At 72.8% G+C, this 14301-nt stretch carries 11 protein-coding genes and 2 rRNA genes; 9 read left to right on the top strand and 4 right to left on the bottom strand.

Going from position 1 to position 14301, the window contains the following annotated elements:
• From ETD96_RS28155 to ETD96_RS28145, 3 genes are all read left to right on the top strand, one after another.
• Positions 1 to 232: ribosomal RNA gene (locus ETD96_RS28155) — 23S ribosomal RNA — on the top strand; the annotation flags it as partial.
• A gap of 155 nt (positions 233 to 387) precedes the next feature.
• Positions 388 to 504, top strand: a 5S ribosomal RNA gene (rrf, locus tag ETD96_RS28150).
• A 217-nt stretch (positions 505 to 721) separates the two neighbouring features.
• Positions 722 to 1807 (top strand): DUF6461 domain-containing protein, encoded by a 1086-nt coding sequence (locus ETD96_RS28145; protein WP_138639514.1) that lies wholly within the window; start codon positions 722 to 724, stop codon positions 1805 to 1807.
• 797 nt (positions 1808 to 2604) lie between these two features.
• Here ETD96_RS28145 and ETD96_RS28140 read toward each other — a convergent pair.
• A complete protein-coding gene (locus tag ETD96_RS28140; protein WP_138639513.1) occupies positions 2605 to 3531 on the bottom strand; it encodes a hypothetical protein in 927 nt (308 codons plus the stop codon).
• A 47-nt stretch (positions 3532 to 3578) separates the two neighbouring features.
• On the opposite strand from ETD96_RS28140, the gene ETD96_RS28135 reads away from it, so the two are divergent.
• Positions 3579 to 6071: a peptidase M16 family protein gene (locus tag ETD96_RS28135; RefSeq protein WP_138639512.1), complete on the top strand. Its 2493-nt coding sequence runs from the start codon at positions 3579 to 3581 to the stop codon at positions 6069 to 6071.
• Here the strand turns inward: ETD96_RS28135 and ETD96_RS28130 are convergent.
• The 3 genes from ETD96_RS28130 to ETD96_RS28120 all read right to left on the bottom strand — a co-directional run bounded on the left by ETD96_RS28130 (position 6068) and on the right by ETD96_RS28120 (position 8431).
• Positions 6068 to 6568: a tetratricopeptide repeat protein gene (locus ETD96_RS28130; protein ID WP_138639511.1), complete on the bottom strand. Its 501-nt coding sequence runs from the start codon at positions 6566 to 6568 to the stop codon at positions 6068 to 6070. The genes ETD96_RS28135 and ETD96_RS28130 overlap by 4 nt on opposite strands.
• 223 nt (positions 6569 to 6791) lie before the next feature.
• On the bottom strand, positions 6792 to 7667 hold the full coding sequence (locus tag ETD96_RS28125; protein WP_138639510.1) for a phosphotransferase family protein: 876 nt from the start codon (positions 7665 to 7667) through the stop codon (positions 6792 to 6794).
• Complete coding sequence (locus ETD96_RS28120; protein WP_138639509.1) at positions 7664 to 8431, bottom strand: helix-turn-helix domain-containing protein; 768 nt, start codon at positions 8429 to 8431, stop codon at positions 7664 to 7666. Before ETD96_RS28120 ends, ETD96_RS28125 begins: the two co-directional genes overlap by 4 nt.
• 87 nt (positions 8432 to 8518) lie before the next feature.
• Between ETD96_RS28120 and ETD96_RS28115 the strand changes: the two genes are divergently transcribed.
• From ETD96_RS28115 to ETD96_RS28095, 5 genes are all read left to right on the top strand, one after another.
• Positions 8519 to 8908: a nuclear transport factor 2 family protein gene (locus ETD96_RS28115; RefSeq protein WP_138639508.1), complete on the top strand. Its 390-nt coding sequence runs from the start codon at positions 8519 to 8521 to the stop codon at positions 8906 to 8908.
• A gap of 82 nt (positions 8909 to 8990) precedes the next feature.
• The gene (murA, locus tag ETD96_RS28110) at positions 8991 to 10292 is read left to right on the top strand and encodes a UDP-N-acetylglucosamine 1-carboxyvinyltransferase (protein ID WP_138639507.1); all 1302 of its coding nucleotides are present in this window, start codon (positions 8991 to 8993) and stop codon (positions 10290 to 10292) included.
• Between the two features lie 70 nt (positions 10293 to 10362).
• Positions 10363 to 11226 (top strand): hypothetical protein, encoded by an 864-nt coding sequence (locus tag ETD96_RS28105; protein WP_138639506.1) that lies wholly within the window; start codon positions 10363 to 10365, stop codon positions 11224 to 11226.
• Between the two features lie 81 nt (positions 11227 to 11307).
• On the top strand, positions 11308 to 12909 hold the full coding sequence (locus tag ETD96_RS28100; protein WP_138639505.1) for a long-chain-fatty-acid--CoA ligase: 1602 nt from the start codon (positions 11308 to 11310) through the stop codon (positions 12907 to 12909).
• 120 nt (positions 12910 to 13029) lie between these two features.
• A partial coding sequence (locus ETD96_RS28095) for an FAD-dependent monooxygenase (RefSeq protein WP_138639504.1) occupies positions 13030 to 14301 on the top strand: 1272 nt, incomplete at its 3' end.

Raw genomic sequence — 14301 nt, 5'->3', positions numbered from 1 at the left:
ACGGACGGACCTCTGGTGTGCCAGTTGTCCCGCCAGGGGCACGGCTGGTTGGCTACGTTCGGTCGGGATAACCGCTGAAAGCATCTAAGCGGGAAGCCTTCCTCGAGATGAGTTCTCCCACCCCTTTTGTGGGTGTAAGGCCCCCGGTAGACGACCGGGTTGATAGGCCGGAGATGGAAGCGCGGTAACGTGTGGAGTCGACCGGTACTAATAGGCCGAGTGGCTTGAACACACTGAACGTTCAAAGTGAGTCGCTGCGTGAGAGTTTGTTCGCGTCCCTGTGTGGTTCTCAGGAAACAACCTGGAACCGCAGTAGATAAGTGAAGATTTCTGAGCCTGCCGGCTTGGACGTTGATTTGCCCACCTTCTGGGTGGTGCGTTGAGACGTTCGGTGGTTTTGGCGAAGGGGAAACACCCGGTCCCATCCCGAACCCGGAAGTTAAGCCCTTCAGCGCCGATGGTACTGCATGGGAGACCGTGTGGGAGAGTAGGACGCCGCCGGACTCATATTGCAGGAAGGCCCCGCCGTTTTCGGCGGGGCCTTTCTCATTTCTGGCCCAGCAGATCGAGGCCGGGTGGTTGAGCGTGGCCCCGCGACGAGGTGAATCGCGAGGGCCATTTTTGTCAGTGGCTCGCAGGAGGATGGCGTCACACGGATCCCGCGCGGCACAAGCTGCAGAGGTGATCTACGGGCCGTGCCGCCGACCCTTTCGGAGGAGCCATGCTCAACGTCTCGTACGACGACATCAAGTGGGCTGAGTCGTTCAACGAGATCTACTGCTTCACCTTCCTCAAAGGCGTCGAGGAAACCGAGGCGTTGTTGCGTCTGGGCGGCCTCCAAGACACGTTTCACCGCCGTACCTTGCAGGAGGCGAGCGAAATGTACGCGTCCTACGAGGCGGGTTATGCGAACGTCGCATTCGCTCTGGACCTCGGTGCCTGGACGATCCTGATCGAGCCTGACGGTTACCAGGGGTCGCTCATTGAACTGCTCAAGGCGCTGTCCCGGGGCACCGAGGCCGTGTCGGTGCAGCGGCACGACTACGCCGACCATGGCTTCGGTTATGCCGTCGATGGGACGCTGGTCACCGGATTCGAGCCCACCTGGCCCGGTCGCCGCTGGGGCAGCGAACCTGACCGCCTGCTGGGGAAGATGCGCACGGCGGGCCTGGACCCGGACCTCGATGACGAAGACGACTTTGTGTCGCGCGCCTACGTCCCCGCCCTCCTTCTCGCGGGTCTGATCACCGGCGTGCTTCCGCATCGGGACGCCTTCTCCGGGCGGCTCCTGTCCGCTGAGATCGAACCGTGGTTCAGTGCAGCCGAGCCCTGGCTCGGCCACGGGCCCACGAACCCCGAAATGATCGCGGCTCTCGACGCCGCCCCGCCGCACGTGCTCCGCTCCGTCGCCGCGCGCGAGGCGATGCGCCTGGCATCGGTCCTCGGCGTCGACGGAACCCCCGGCCTGGCCGAGGCGGTCGCCGCAACCGAGCGCGGCGAGCCGGTCGAGGTCTCACCCACGTCCGAACTCGGCATGCGTGTCCGGTCCTGGCTGACGCGCTCACGTCAGGCGGCGCGGTCGCTCAACGCTCCGTTCGACCGCTCGAAGATGAGCGACGACGAACGGACCGAGGTGTCCCTGCTTGGCTGGTTCGCGGAGGCACTGAGGGCCGCGCTGTGGCCGGAGCCGCACGCGGCCGCCCGCGCCGCGCTCCGCCCGCTCACGCAGGGCCCGCCCGGCCTCCGCGACCCAGCTCAGGAGAGTGCCGTCCTGCACGCCCTCCGCGGCGACGCGAACCAGACCTGAATCCGACCTGGCGGTCCAGACGCCAGCCGTCTCCGTGCTGGTGGCGGTGACCCCGGCTGGTCAGCGGGGGCGGTGCGGTAGAGGTGGACGAGGCCACGGGGTACGGCCGCCGGCCAGACGGTGGCGTGCTGTTCGTCCGGGATGACTTCGCTGTGGGTCTTGAGGGCCGGGTGCTCGCGCAGCCGGGCGGTAGATCGCGCCAGGTCGGTGACCATGTCGAGCCCGGATAAGGTCTCCTGCATCGCGACCGGCAGGATCGGCCAGGCACGGTCGGGGTTGTTCTCCCGTTCGCCCACGGCCAGGTAGACGTCGCCGGCCGCCCGGTCTGCGATGGGCGACCGGTGGCCGTCGAGCAGCAGCTGGTCGTCCCACCAGAGCGATGGGCTGACCGCCAGGAACCGGCGGGATCCTTCCGGACGGCGTGTCAGGGCCCACCGGACGGCGTGTCAGGGCCCAGCAGGTGAACAGTCCGCCCAGGGAGAAGCCGCCGAGTCCCCGATCGCCGGGATCGAGCGGATGAGTCGACTCCACGAACGGCACGATCACCTGGTGGATCAGGTCGAGCATCGCGTCGGCACCGCCCGTCCCGTGCGGGGTCTGGCCGCGAAGGTAGCGGGACGTGGCGCTGGTCGGCGTCAGGTTTCGGACGCACTGGGCGGTCGGCCGCTCGGGGCCGCCGGTGGAGGGGGAGATGCCGACGACGGCGATGGGACGCAACTGCCGCAGCGAGTAGGCCAGGGTCGTCTGCGCGATGTGCGCGGTGGTCAGGAATTCGGCGCCGGGCGTCCTGCTGCGGGTCAGGTGCGGGCGGCGAGGTCCTCGGCCGCACGGACGCGTGCCACCTCGGGCGTCCGGGCGTCCAGCCGGATCTTCGCGAGGGCCTGGCGGCCGAGATCCGCCGCCCCGGCGTGCTTGACCTCGCCGGGGGCGAGATACACGGTGAGGTCCGGGAAGATGACCAGCTTGCCGCCGTCGTCGGCTGGGGCCGTACGGAAGTCGTTCGGGTCGCGGGGGGCCGCCAGCCGCTCCTCGGCGAAGGCGGCCGCCGGATCCGGCTCGCGGGTTCCGGCGGGGACGAAGGTGCCGTTGCGGAAGTACACCGTGGTCTGAGCCCGGTCGCCCGCGGCGAGGGCAGCCCGTGCCGCGCGTGCCGGCGGGTCGGGCGGGCGCCGGATGAGGGTGCGCCCCGCGCTCTGCCGCCGGATCCGCCAGAGCTTGACCACCGTCCAGATGAGGAGCAGCGGCCACAACACGAGCAGGGCCACCAGCAGGCTCGCTCCCGGCGCGTCCACCTTGACGCGAAGTGCCTCGCTGGACCGCTCGCAGGTGACCGCGACGTAGTCGGTGGCGGGCGCGCGGAACGCCCCGACCCACCGGTATCCCTTGATCTCCGCGGCGTCGCCGTCGTGCCGTGCGCGGTCCAGGTTCACCGGGTAGGTGCCCTTCTGCCCGGCCAGCGTGCAGGTGCCGGGGTCCTCGGCGGCCGCCACGACGTGGACCCGGTAGCGCAGGCCCTCGTCCACCCAGAGGACCGGGCGGAGTTCCCCGGGCACGCTCCCCGGCCGGACGGCGTCGACCGTGCTGGCGGTGAGCAGCGCGTGGTGCGTTCCCCAGAACAGCGCGGTGAGCAGGACGAGCACGGCCAGCGGCCCGATCGGGACCAGATACGAGCGCCAGGACGTCGCGAACGGCACCCGATATCGATATGTCACCTTCTTCGGCACCCGCGAATTGTACGATCTTGCGGCCTGGAAAGGGAGATCATTTGGACGTGACGCGGACCGAGATCGACGGCGTTCCCGTGTTCTGGAACGAGGGCGTGCCGGGCGATGACTATCGGGCGGCGCTGGTGTTCCGTGTGGGGCGGGCGGACGAGACCCTCGCGAGGGGCGGCCTCACCCACCTGGTGGAGCATCTGGTGCTGCATGCCGTCGGCGATGCCGACTATCACCACAATGGCGCCGTCGACGCCACCACGACGACGTTCGTCACGCATGGCGAGCCCGACGAAGTCGCCGCCTTCCTGACGGCGGTGTGCCATTCGCTGGGCGCACCTCCTATGGAACGCCTCGAAGCGGAGAAGAACATCCTGCGGACCGAGGCCGAGAGCCGCGACCCCGGCCTGGCGGGCAGATTGCTGCTGTGGCGTTACGGCGCGGCCACCTACGGCTTGCCCGCCTATCCCGAGTACGGTCTCGGCGCTGTCACGTCCGATGACGTCAAGGAATGGACGGCGCGCTGGTTCACCAGGAACAACGCGGCGCTCGCGCTCATCGGCGGGCCTCCGCCGGAAGGGCTGGCCCTGCCGCTTCCCGAGGGCGAGCGGCGACCGTGCCCGGAACCGACCAGCGCGTTGCCCCGGACGCCCGCGTACTTCAACACCGACGTCAACGGCGTCGCGCTGACCGGCATCGTGCCGCGCGGCCCCGCCGCCGGGATCTACGGCGAGATCCTCGGCCGCCGCCTCCACCGCGTGCTGCGGCGGGAGAACGCGCTGAGCTACACGACGAGCGTCGAGTTCTTGGCGCGCCCCGGGTACACCGCGGAGATACTCGCGTTCGCGGACGGGCTCGCCGAGGCGCGTCCGGAACTGGCGGAGCGGTTCCGGGCGGAGATCGAACGCCTCGCCGCCGAGCCGGTGGACGCGGCCGAACTGGCCGAACTGGTGACGGTGCGACGCACCCGGAGCGCCTCCGACGAGGCCCGCGCCTCGCTGCCGATGGCCTCGTGCGTGGCCGAACTGATGGGGGCGCCGCAGCGCACGCTGGAGGAGACCCTCGCCGCCCAGGACGAGGTCGGGCCGGAGGACGTCCAAGAGGTCGGCCGGACCATGCTCGACACCGCGCTGCTGATGCTCCCGCTGGACGAGGAGCCGCAGGGCGCGCGCTTCGCCCCGGCGCCGGTGGGCTCGACGGTCGCGGTCGACGGCCGGATCCACACCCGTCCCGACGAGGTGCAGCGCGGGCTGATCGTCGGCCGGGACGGGGCCACCTCGCTCACCGGCCCGGCCATGGCCACCGTCCGGTTCGACCAGTGCGCCGCCGTACTCGCCTGGCCGGACGGGGGACGTGTGCTGGTGGGCCTGGACGGCCTGATGGTCAGGGTCGAGCCGAACATCTGGAACGCGGGCCCCGACGCGGTCGCCGACGTCGACCGGTATGCGCCCGCCGAGGCGGTCGTGCGCATGCCGGAGCGTCCCGCCGACGGCGTCCCGGCCCGCATCGGGGCGCCGGTGGCCGAGCCGGACGCCCCGGAGACCGGCGCGTCGCGGGCCGGAGTGGTGGCGACCGTCTTCGGGCTGCCCGGAAAGATCAGGGCTCGGCGGCGTGAGCCCGCCTGGCGGGACGCGGTGCTCGCGGCGGCGCTGCCGAAGGTGCGCGGCGGCGACCTGCGCGCGGGCCTGGAACTGCTGGCCGGCACCCGCGACGACGCCGAGACCCGCTGCCTCTACCTGGAGAACCTCACCGACGCCGCGCTCGGGCAGGGCGCGCGCCTGGCGGAGCTGTCCGCGGCCGACCCCGCCGACCCGGATCTGTGCCTGTGGCTCGGCTCGACCCGCGTCGGTGAGGCGTGGAAGGCCCGCAGCGCCTACCGCGCCGAGTACGTCGAAGCGGAGCGGTTCGGCCGGTTCTGGCGGCTGCTGGCCCTCGCGGGCCCTCCGCTCCACCGTGCCGCCGAGCTGCTGCCCGCCGACCCCGTCCCCTGGGACAGGCTCCAGTGGCACGGCCTCGGCATGCAGCTCGAACGGGACGAACTCGACCGCGTCTGGCGGGAGCTCACGGCGCGCGACCCGTCCCTCTACGCGGGTCACATCTCCCGATCGCAGGTCCTCTGCAAGAAATGGTGGGGTTCGGACGCCGAGGTGCTCGACTTCGCCGAGACGGCCGTCGCCGCGGCCGAGCCCGGCGACCCGGTCACCGCGGTGCTCGCGGTGGCGCATCTGGAAATCGGCGTCGAGATCGGAACCTGGGACGACCTGAACGGCTACCTGGCCCGGCCCTCGGTGCACGCCGCCCTGGTGGAGGCCGCCGACCGGTGGCTGTCCGCCGAGCGGCCCCATCCGCGGAACCTGGAGGCCCACCACATCTTCGGTGCGGCGTTCTACCGGGCCGGTGACCACGACCGGGCCCGGCGCCACTTCGTCCAGGTCGGCCGTACCGGCGCCCCCGACCGCGCATGGGCGTACGCGGACGCCCCGGACCGGCTGCTGGCGCGGGCCCGCCGGGACGTCCGCGCGAAGGCGTCCGCCGGAAAGGGGAGCTAGCCCGCGGCCTCGTCCGGCATGAGGGCTTTCGCGTAGTTGGCGAGCGAGCGGTTGTACTGCGGGAGGTGGCGGGAGAGCGCGCCGAGGGCGAGCGACACCGCCTCCCTCTCGCGGCCGAGGTCGGTGAGCGCCAGCGCCAGGAACGCGGTCACGGCGTCGTCCAGAGAGTCGGAGCAGGCGTCGCGCTCGGCGGTCAGGAGGGCGACGCTCTCCTCGGCCCGGCCCAGGTTGCGAAGGGTGCTGGCGTACTGGACGGCCGCCTCGCGCCGGCGCGTCCCGTCCAGCCCGGCCGCGAACGCCCGCTCGTAGTGGACGGCGGCCCGCGCCTCGTCGCCGATCGAGTCGTGCGCCGACGCCAGCTCGTACTCGGCGACCGGGTCGCCGGGCGGGAGCTCGCCGGTCAGCGCCTCCATCTCGGCGAGGAAGCCGGCGGGCTCGTGGTCGTCGAACGCGGCCCAGAGATCGGCGATCCGCCGCTCCCAATCGGGGGTGATCATGCTTGTGAGGATAGGGGCCCGGTGCCGGTGGCGGGTACGCCGCCGTGATCGCGGGGGCCGCAACGGTGCTGCAACCTGCCATGCGGCACAATTGGACCGCTCGACACAGGTCGGGATCATGGTCGCGTCGGTGCCAACCCACACATCTGCACCGGCGCGGCCACCGAGGCGGAGTCGTCACCGGAGCCCGGTCGGCCCGCGACAGGCCGTCGGGTCACGGCTCTCAGGAAGCGGCCGCGAGGCGGGTCTCGGTCCAGGCGGTGTGGCGTTCGCGCAGGTCGTCCGGGGTGAGGTCCGTCCGGCCCAGGTCGTGGTAGTTGGGGAGCCACGTTTCGACGGACCGGTGGGAGTTGGTGAGGGCGAAGACGTCCCACAGGGCCAGGTCCGGGACGGGGCGGCCCGCCTCCTCGTAGGCGTCGGTGAAGGCTTCGGCAGCGGCCGCGCCGTGGAGGAGGACGAGGTCGAGGCGGCACCAGGCGACGTCGAAGCCGCGCGGTGCCAGGGACGCGCCCGACCAGTCGACCACGCCGGTGAGGGTGTCGCCCTGCCACAGGACGTTGCCCGCCCAGAAGTCGTAGTGGGTGAGGACGGGGTCGGCTTCGGTGAGGCGGTGGCCGTGGGCCGCCAGGAGCGGCGCACCGGGGGCGGAGCCGGCCGGGCGGTGGGGCGAGGCGGCGGCTGCGGCCATGCCGTCGCGGAAGCCGGTGAGCCGCGCGGTGGGGATGGCGTGGAGGCGGGCCAGGACGCGGCCCTGCTGGACGGCGGCGGCGCCCGGGTCGACGGACGTGATGTCGGCGCGGCCGGGGAGGCGGGTGATCAGTACCGTGGGCTGCCCGGAGCGTGCTCCGTACGGGTCGGAGCCGAGGAGGCGCGGGGCCCAGCCGTCCAGGCCGTCCAGGACTTCGAGGACGTGGGCCTCGTTCACGGCGGCCGTGTCGCCGGACGGGAAGCGGCGCAGGACGGCCTGCCCGAGCGGCGTTTCGAGCAGGTGCGTGGCGGCGTGCGTGCCGCCGGCGAGGCGGCGGACGGCACGGACCGGCCCGCCGGTCGCCTCGGCGGCCCATGCCAGGGCCCCGGCGGGCGGCTGCGCATCGGTCATCGGGCGTCCGGAGGGGTGAAGTAGGCGGCGCTCTCGGCGTCCGCCGGGTAGTAGGACTCGATGGCGATCTCGTCCAGCGTGATGTCCATCGGCGTGCCGAACGTGGTGATCGTCGAGAAGAGCCGCACCTCCCGGTCGCCGATGCGGATGATCATCGGGATGACGACGTCGGCGTCGATCGACGTGCCGGACGGGTCGTCCGGCGCGAGCAGCTCCTCGTAGAGCGCGGTGAGCTCGGGGTCGGGGGCCTTCGCCAACTGCCGGAGGATCCTGGAGCGGAAGACCGCGCGCACATCGGCCAGGTTGACGACCAGGGGAGCGAACCCGCGCGGGTCGAGGCCGAGCCGGATCAGGTTGACCGGGGGCCGCAGAAGGTCGGGGTGGACGGTCGCGAAGAACGGTTCGATGGCGCGGTTGGTCATCAGGATGTTCCAGCGGCGGTCGAAGACCAGTGCCGGATACGGTTCGTGCGCGCTGAGCACCCTGGCGACCGCGTCCCGTGCCGCGGGCAGCGCGTCACCGCCGAGCGGCCGTTCGGGGTACCGGGGGGCGAAGCCGGCGGCGAGCAGCAGCCGGTTGCGCTCGCGCAGCGGCACGTCGAGATGCTCGGCGAGCCGCAGGACCATGGCGGGGCTCGGGTTCGACTTGCCCGTCTCGACCAGGCTGACGTGGCGGGCCGAGACGTCGGCGGCGATCGCGAGGTCGAGCTGGCTGAGCCGCCGGTGGTGCCGCCACCCGCGCAAGAGCTCCCCGAACGTTTCCACGATCACCGAGGGTACTCAGCGTGCCGCCGGACGCCATGAAATGGGAGTTCATCGACAAGCGCCGCGAACCCCGGAAAAACTGCGTCCATGACCACAGCGAACAAGAACCTGGTTCAGCAGGCACTGGGAGAACTCATCGGGACGGGCGACGTCGACGCCTTCGGGGCTTTCCTGCGCGACGACTTCGTCCACCACCGGCCCGACGCGACCACGTCCACCAAGGAGGAATGGCTCGCCAACGTGCGCGCTGCGCTCGTCCCGCTCGCTGGCATGCAGGTCGAGATCGAGCACGTGCTCGCCGACGGCGACCACGTCGTGATGTACTCCCGGCGCCGCCTCCCCGACGGCGGCCCGGAGGTCGCGATCGTCGACATCCTGCGCGTCGACGGCGGCCTGATCGCCGAGGCGTGGGAGATCATCGAGCCGGTGGCCCGGGCCACCGCCAACCTGAGCTGGTGGGAGCCCGGCGAGAACTAGCGCGGCGCGGCCCCGGTCGGCGCGTTCGGCGGCTGACGCGATGCCCGGCGGGTCGGCGGCGGAGACGCCGTAGGCTGCACGGGTGACTGAGAAGCTTTGGCAGATCGAGCCGTCGGGGCCGCTGCGCGGGGACGTCACCGTGCGCGGGGCGAAGAACGCGGTCAGCAAGCACATGGTCGCGGCGATGCTGGGCGAGACGCCGAGCACCATCGGCAACGCGCCGGACGTCGGCGAGGTCGGCATCACCGCGGGCATGCTGGAGCACATCGGGATGACGGTGGAGCGCTCCGGCGGTGACGTCACGGTGGTGCCGGGCCCGGTGGCGGACCCGAGCGTCGGCAAGGCGTTCACCGGGCTGAACCGCATCCCGATCCTGATGCTGGGGCCGCTGCTGCACCGGGCGGGCGAGGCGTTCGTGCCGCTGGTCGGCGGTGACCCGATCGGGCGGCGCCCGGTCGACTTCCACGTGGACGCGCTGCGCGCGTTCGGGGCCGAGGTGACGCACGAGGCCGACGGGATCCACGCGCGGGCGTCGCGGCTGGTCGGGACCCGTGTCGAGCTCCCGTACCCGAGTGTCGGCGCCACCGAGACGGTGCTGCTGGCGGCGGTGCGGGCGCAGGGCAAGACCGTCATCCGCAACGCCGCGACCGAGCCGGAGATCATCGAGCTGGCGCTGTTCCTGCAGCGGATGGGCGCGCGCATCTCGTTCGCCCCCGACCGGCGGATCGTGGTGGAGGGCGTCGAGCGGCTGAGCGGGGCGCAGACGCGGCTGGACGGCGACCGCATCGAGGCGTTCTCCTACCTGGTGGCCGGGCTGGTGACCAGGGGAGAGGTGCGGGTGCACGGCTGCCCGCAGGACCGGCTCGTCACCGCGATCACGACGCTGGCCCGGATGGGCGCCGAGTTCGAGATCACCGATGACTGGATCATGGCGTCCGCGCCGGACGGGCTGAGCCCCGCGGCCGTGCAGACCGACACCCATCCGGGGTTCGCGACGGACTGGCAGACGCCGCTGATGGTGCTCTTCACGCAGGCCGAGGGCATGTCGGTGCTGCACGAGACGGTGTACGAGAACCGGCTCGCGTACGTGCCCGCGCTGCAGAGCATGGGCGCGGAGATAGAGGTCTACGACACCTGCCTGGGCGGGCCCGCCTGCCGGTACCACGACACGGCGGCGCTGCACTCGGCCGTGGTGCGGGGCGTGACCAAGCTCCGCGGCGGGGACGTGACCATGCCCGACATCCGGGCCGGGTTCTCGGCGGTGCTCGCGGCGGCCGTCGCGGAGGGGCCGTCCACGCTGCGGGGCGTCCACCACATCGAGCGCGGCTACCACCGCCCGGTCGAGCAGTTCCGGGCGCTGGGCCTCGCGCTGCGGGAGGGGTAGCGGCCGCTCCTTACCCGGTGATGGCCGAAACCTACAAGACGGATGCCGGCGCGGCGGCCAGGCTGGAGCCATGGACATCGACAAGGCATCCGACTTCATGGCCACGCACGCGCGCCTGCTCGACCGGCGCCGCTTCGAGCAGCTGACGGGGGACGGTGACGGGGACGCGCTGCTGTCCGCGCTGAACGCCTACCGGAACCCCGACGGCGGCTACGGCCACGGGCTGGAGCCCGACCTGCGGTCCCGGACAAGCCAGCTGGGCCCGGCCCTGCACGCCTTCGAGGTCTTCGAGGAACTGGCGCCCGCCACGGCGCCGGAGGCCGCCGCGCTCTGCGACTGGCTGGAGTCGGTCGCGCTGCCGGACGGCGGCGTCCCGTTCGCGCTGCCCGTGCCCGACCCGGCCGGGTGCGCGCCGTTCTGGGCGGGCGCCGACACCGGGTCGTCCTCGCTGCAGATCACCGCAGTGGTCGCCGCGATGGCGCACCGTGTCGGCGTCCACGACAAGGCCGTCGCCGGGCATCCGTGGCTGGAGCGGGCGACCCGCTACTGCCTCGACACCGTCCGGGCGAAGGAGGAGTTGCACGCGCTGGAGCTGGCGTTCACGCTCTGGCTGGCCGATGCCGTCGAGGACACCGAGACCATCGCGGCGCTCGGAAGGCACATCCCGGAGAGCGGCTGCGTGCACGTCCAAGGCGGCCTGGAGGACGAGATGATGCGGCCCCTCGACTTCGCGCCCTACCCCGGACGCCCCGCCAGGGCTCTGTTCAAGGACGAGGTGGTGCAAGCCGAGTTGCGGCGCCTCGATGAGGAGCAGCAGGACGACGGCGGCTGGCGCGTCGACTTCGCCAGCTACTCGCCGGTCGCCGAGCTGGAATGGCGCGGCCATCAGACCGTCAAGGCCGTCTCCATCCTGACCCGCAACGCCGTGGGCTGAGCCCGCCGCCGTGGGAGCATGAAGGGTCCCATCCGCGCTGAGGCGCCGGACGCGCTCAGCAGACGGCACCGGAGGCTCCCGATGGACAACGGCCCGGGCTACACGGCGCTCACCCCGCTCGCTTTCCTCAAGAGGTCGGCGGAGGTGTTCCCGGACAAGACCGCCTACGTCCACGGGGACCGCCGCGCCACCTACGCCGAGTTCGCCGCCGAGGCGACCCGGCTGGCGCACGCGCTGCGGGCGTCCGGCATCGAGCCCGGCGACCGGGTCGCCTACCTGGCGCCGAACGTCCCCGAGCTGCTCGTCGCCCACTTCGCCGTGCCGCTGGCCGGGGCCGTGCTCGTCGCGATCAACACGCGGCTCGCGCCCGGCGAGATCCGCTACATCCTCGACCACTCGGGGGCGAAGGCGCTGGTCGTGGACGCGGCCCTGCACCCGTCGATCGCGCCCGTCGCCGACGGCCTGCCGCAGGTCGTCACCGTCCCGGCGCCGGGCGCGGACGCCGACCCGGCGGTCGGCGGCACCGGCTACGCCGACCTGCTGGCGCGCGGCTCCGACGACCCGCCGCCCTGGGACGTCCCCGACGAGAACGCCGCCATCTCGATCAACTACACGTCCGGCACCACGGGACGTCCCAAAGGCGTCGTCTACACCCATCGCGGCGCCTACTTGAACGCGCTCGGCGAAGTCCTGCACTCGCGGCACACGCCCGACAGCGTCTACCTGTGGACGCTGCCGATGTTCCACTGCAACGGCTGGTGCACGCCGTGGGCGCTCGCCGCGATCGGCGGGACGCAGGTGTGCCTGCGCGCCGTCGCCGCCGCCGAGGTGTGGCGGCTCATCGACGCCGAGGACGTCACCCACCTCAACGGCGCCCCGACCGTGCTGGTCACGATCGCGAACGCGGCGGAGGCGCATCCGCTGGAGCGGCCGCTGACGGTCACGACGGCGGGCGCGCCGCCGAGCCCGACGATCATCGGGGAGATGGAGCGGCTCGGCGCGCGCATCGTGCACGTCTACGGGCTGACCGAGACCTACGGCCCGTACTCGGTGTGCGAGCCGCAGCCCGGCTGGCCGGGCCTGCCCACCGGCGACCGGGCCCGGCTGCTGGCCCGGCAGGGCGTCGGCATGGTCCAGACGGACGGGCTGCGCGTCGTCGACGACGCCATGGCCGACGTCCCCGCCGACGGGGAGACGCTCGGCGAGATCGTCATGCGCGGCAACAACGTCATGAAGGGCTACCACCGGGACGAGGAGGCCACCGCGCACGCGTTCCGCGGCGGCTGGTTCCACTCCGGCGACCTCGGCGTCCGCCACCCGGACGGCTACGTCGAGCTGCGCGACCGGTCCAAGGACATCATCATCTCCGGCGGCGAGAACATCTCGACGGTCGAGGTCGAGCGGGCCATCGACGCGCACCCGGCCGTGCTGGAGGTCGCCGTCGTCGCCGTGCCCGACGACAAATGGGGCGAGCGCCCCAAGGCGTTCGTCGTGCTCCGCGACGGCCACGCCGCGACCGGGGACGAGCTGATCGGGCACGTCCGGGAGAGCCTCGCCCGGTACAAGGCGCCCGACACGGTGGAGTTCGTCGCCGAGCTGCCGAAGACGTCCACCGGCAAGATCCAGAAGTTCCAGCTCCGGGAGCGCGAGTGGGCCGGGCGGGACAGCCGTGTCCAGGGGTGATCCGGAAGCCGGGAAGCCCTGCCGCATCGGGCCTCCCGTCAGGGTGAGGACGGGCCGTTCGTGGGAAGTGTTCCCTGCGCGAGGGCCGGGCCGCCGGCCGTTCGTCGAGAGGGGAGCGTGATGGCGCCCACCGGGAGGCCGACCGGGAACGTGCTGATCGTGGGGGCGGGCCCGACCGGGCTCCTGCTGGCGGGGGACCTGGCCGCGGCGGGCATCGGCTGCACGGTGCTGGAACGCCGCGCCGAGGAGACGAGCACCCTGACGCGGGCGTTCGCCGTGCACGCCCGCACCCTGGAGACCCTGGACGCGCGCGGCGCCGCCGCCGACCTGATCGCCGCGGGGACGCGGGTAGGCGCGCTGCGGCTGCTCGGCGCGACCGCCCTCGACCTCTCGCGGCTGCCCGGCCGCTTCCCGTTCGTCCTCGTCGTCCCGCAGTACGAGACCGAACGCGTCCTGAAGGAGCGGGCGTTCGCCGCGGGCGCGGAGATCGTGCACGGCGCCGAGGTCACCGGCCTCCGCCAGGACGCCGCGGGCGTGGACGTCGACGTGCGCACCGCCGGCGGCGAGACCTCGACCCGCCGCGCCTCCTACGTGGTGGGCGCCGACGGGGTCCGCAGCACCGTCCGGCGGGAGCTCGGCCTGCCGTTCCCCGGCCGCGCGGCGGTGCGCTCGGTGATGCTCGCCGACGTCCGGCTGGACGAGGCGCCCGCCGCCACCCTGACCGTCGGCGCCGTCGGCGACGCGTTCGCGTTCATCGCCCCGTTCGGCGACGGCTGGTACCGGGTGATCGCCTGGAACCGGCGGCACCAGGCGCCCGACTCCGAGCCCGTCGACATGGCCGAGCTGCGCGAGGTCGTCCGCCGCGCGCTCGGCAGCGACCACGGCATGCGCGACCCGCGCTGGACGTCCCGGTTCCACAGCGACGAACGGCAGGTCCCGAGGTACCGGGTCGGGCGGGTGTTCCTCGCCGGGGACGCCGCGCACGTCCACTCCCCGGCGGGCGGGCAGGGCATGAACACCGGCGTCCAGGACGCGGCGAACCTCGGCTGGAAGCTCGCCGCCGAGCTGCGCGGATGGGCGCCGTCGTGGCTGCTCGACAGCTACCACGAGGAGCGGCACCCGGTCGGGCGGCAGGTCCTGCGGGGCAGCGGCGCGCTGCTGCGGTTCGCGCTCGCCGAGCCGCGCTGGCTGCGCGCGGCCCGCGGCGCCGCGGCGTGGGCGGCGACGCACGTCCGGCCGGTGGCGCGGCGGCTGGCGGGCGCCGTCTCCGGCATCGACATCGCCTACCCGGCGCCGCGCGGGGCGCACCGGCTCGCCGGCCGCCGCGCCCCCGACGTGCCGCTGGCGGGCAGCCCGCCCCGGCTGTACGAGCTGCTCGGCGACGGGATGTTC

The sequence above is a fragment of the Actinomadura geliboluensis genome (genome assembly GCF_005889745.1).
Classification (GTDB): Bacteria; Actinomycetota; Actinomycetes; order Streptosporangiales; family Streptosporangiaceae; genus Spirillospora; species Spirillospora geliboluensis.
The sequence above is the reverse complement of the archived record's forward strand: the minus strand, read 5'-3'. Positions and strand labels throughout refer to the sequence as shown.

What these genes read in the sequence shown, in the direction of transcription:
- ETD96_RS28145 (WP_138639514.1), top strand. Translation starts at nt 722, where the DNA reads ATGCTCAACGTCTCGTACGACGACATCAAGTGGGCTGAGTCGTTCAAC.
- ETD96_RS28130 (WP_138639511.1), bottom strand. Translation starts at nt 6,568, where the DNA reads ATGATCACCCCCGATTGGGAGCGGCGGATCGCCGATCTCTGGGCCGCG.
- ETD96_RS28125 (WP_138639510.1), bottom strand. Translation starts at nt 7,667, where the DNA reads ATGACCGATGCGCAGCCGCCCGCCGGGGCCCTGGCATGGGCCGCCGAG.
- ETD96_RS28115 (WP_138639508.1), top strand. Translation starts at nt 8,519, where the DNA reads ATGACCACAGCGAACAAGAACCTGGTTCAGCAGGCACTGGGAGAACTC.
- ETD96_RS28105 (WP_138639506.1), top strand. Translation starts at nt 10,363, where the DNA reads ATGGACATCGACAAGGCATCCGACTTCATGGCCACGCACGCGCGCCTG.
- ETD96_RS28100 (WP_138639505.1), top strand. Translation starts at nt 11,308, where the DNA reads ATGGACAACGGCCCGGGCTACACGGCGCTCACCCCGCTCGCTTTCCTC.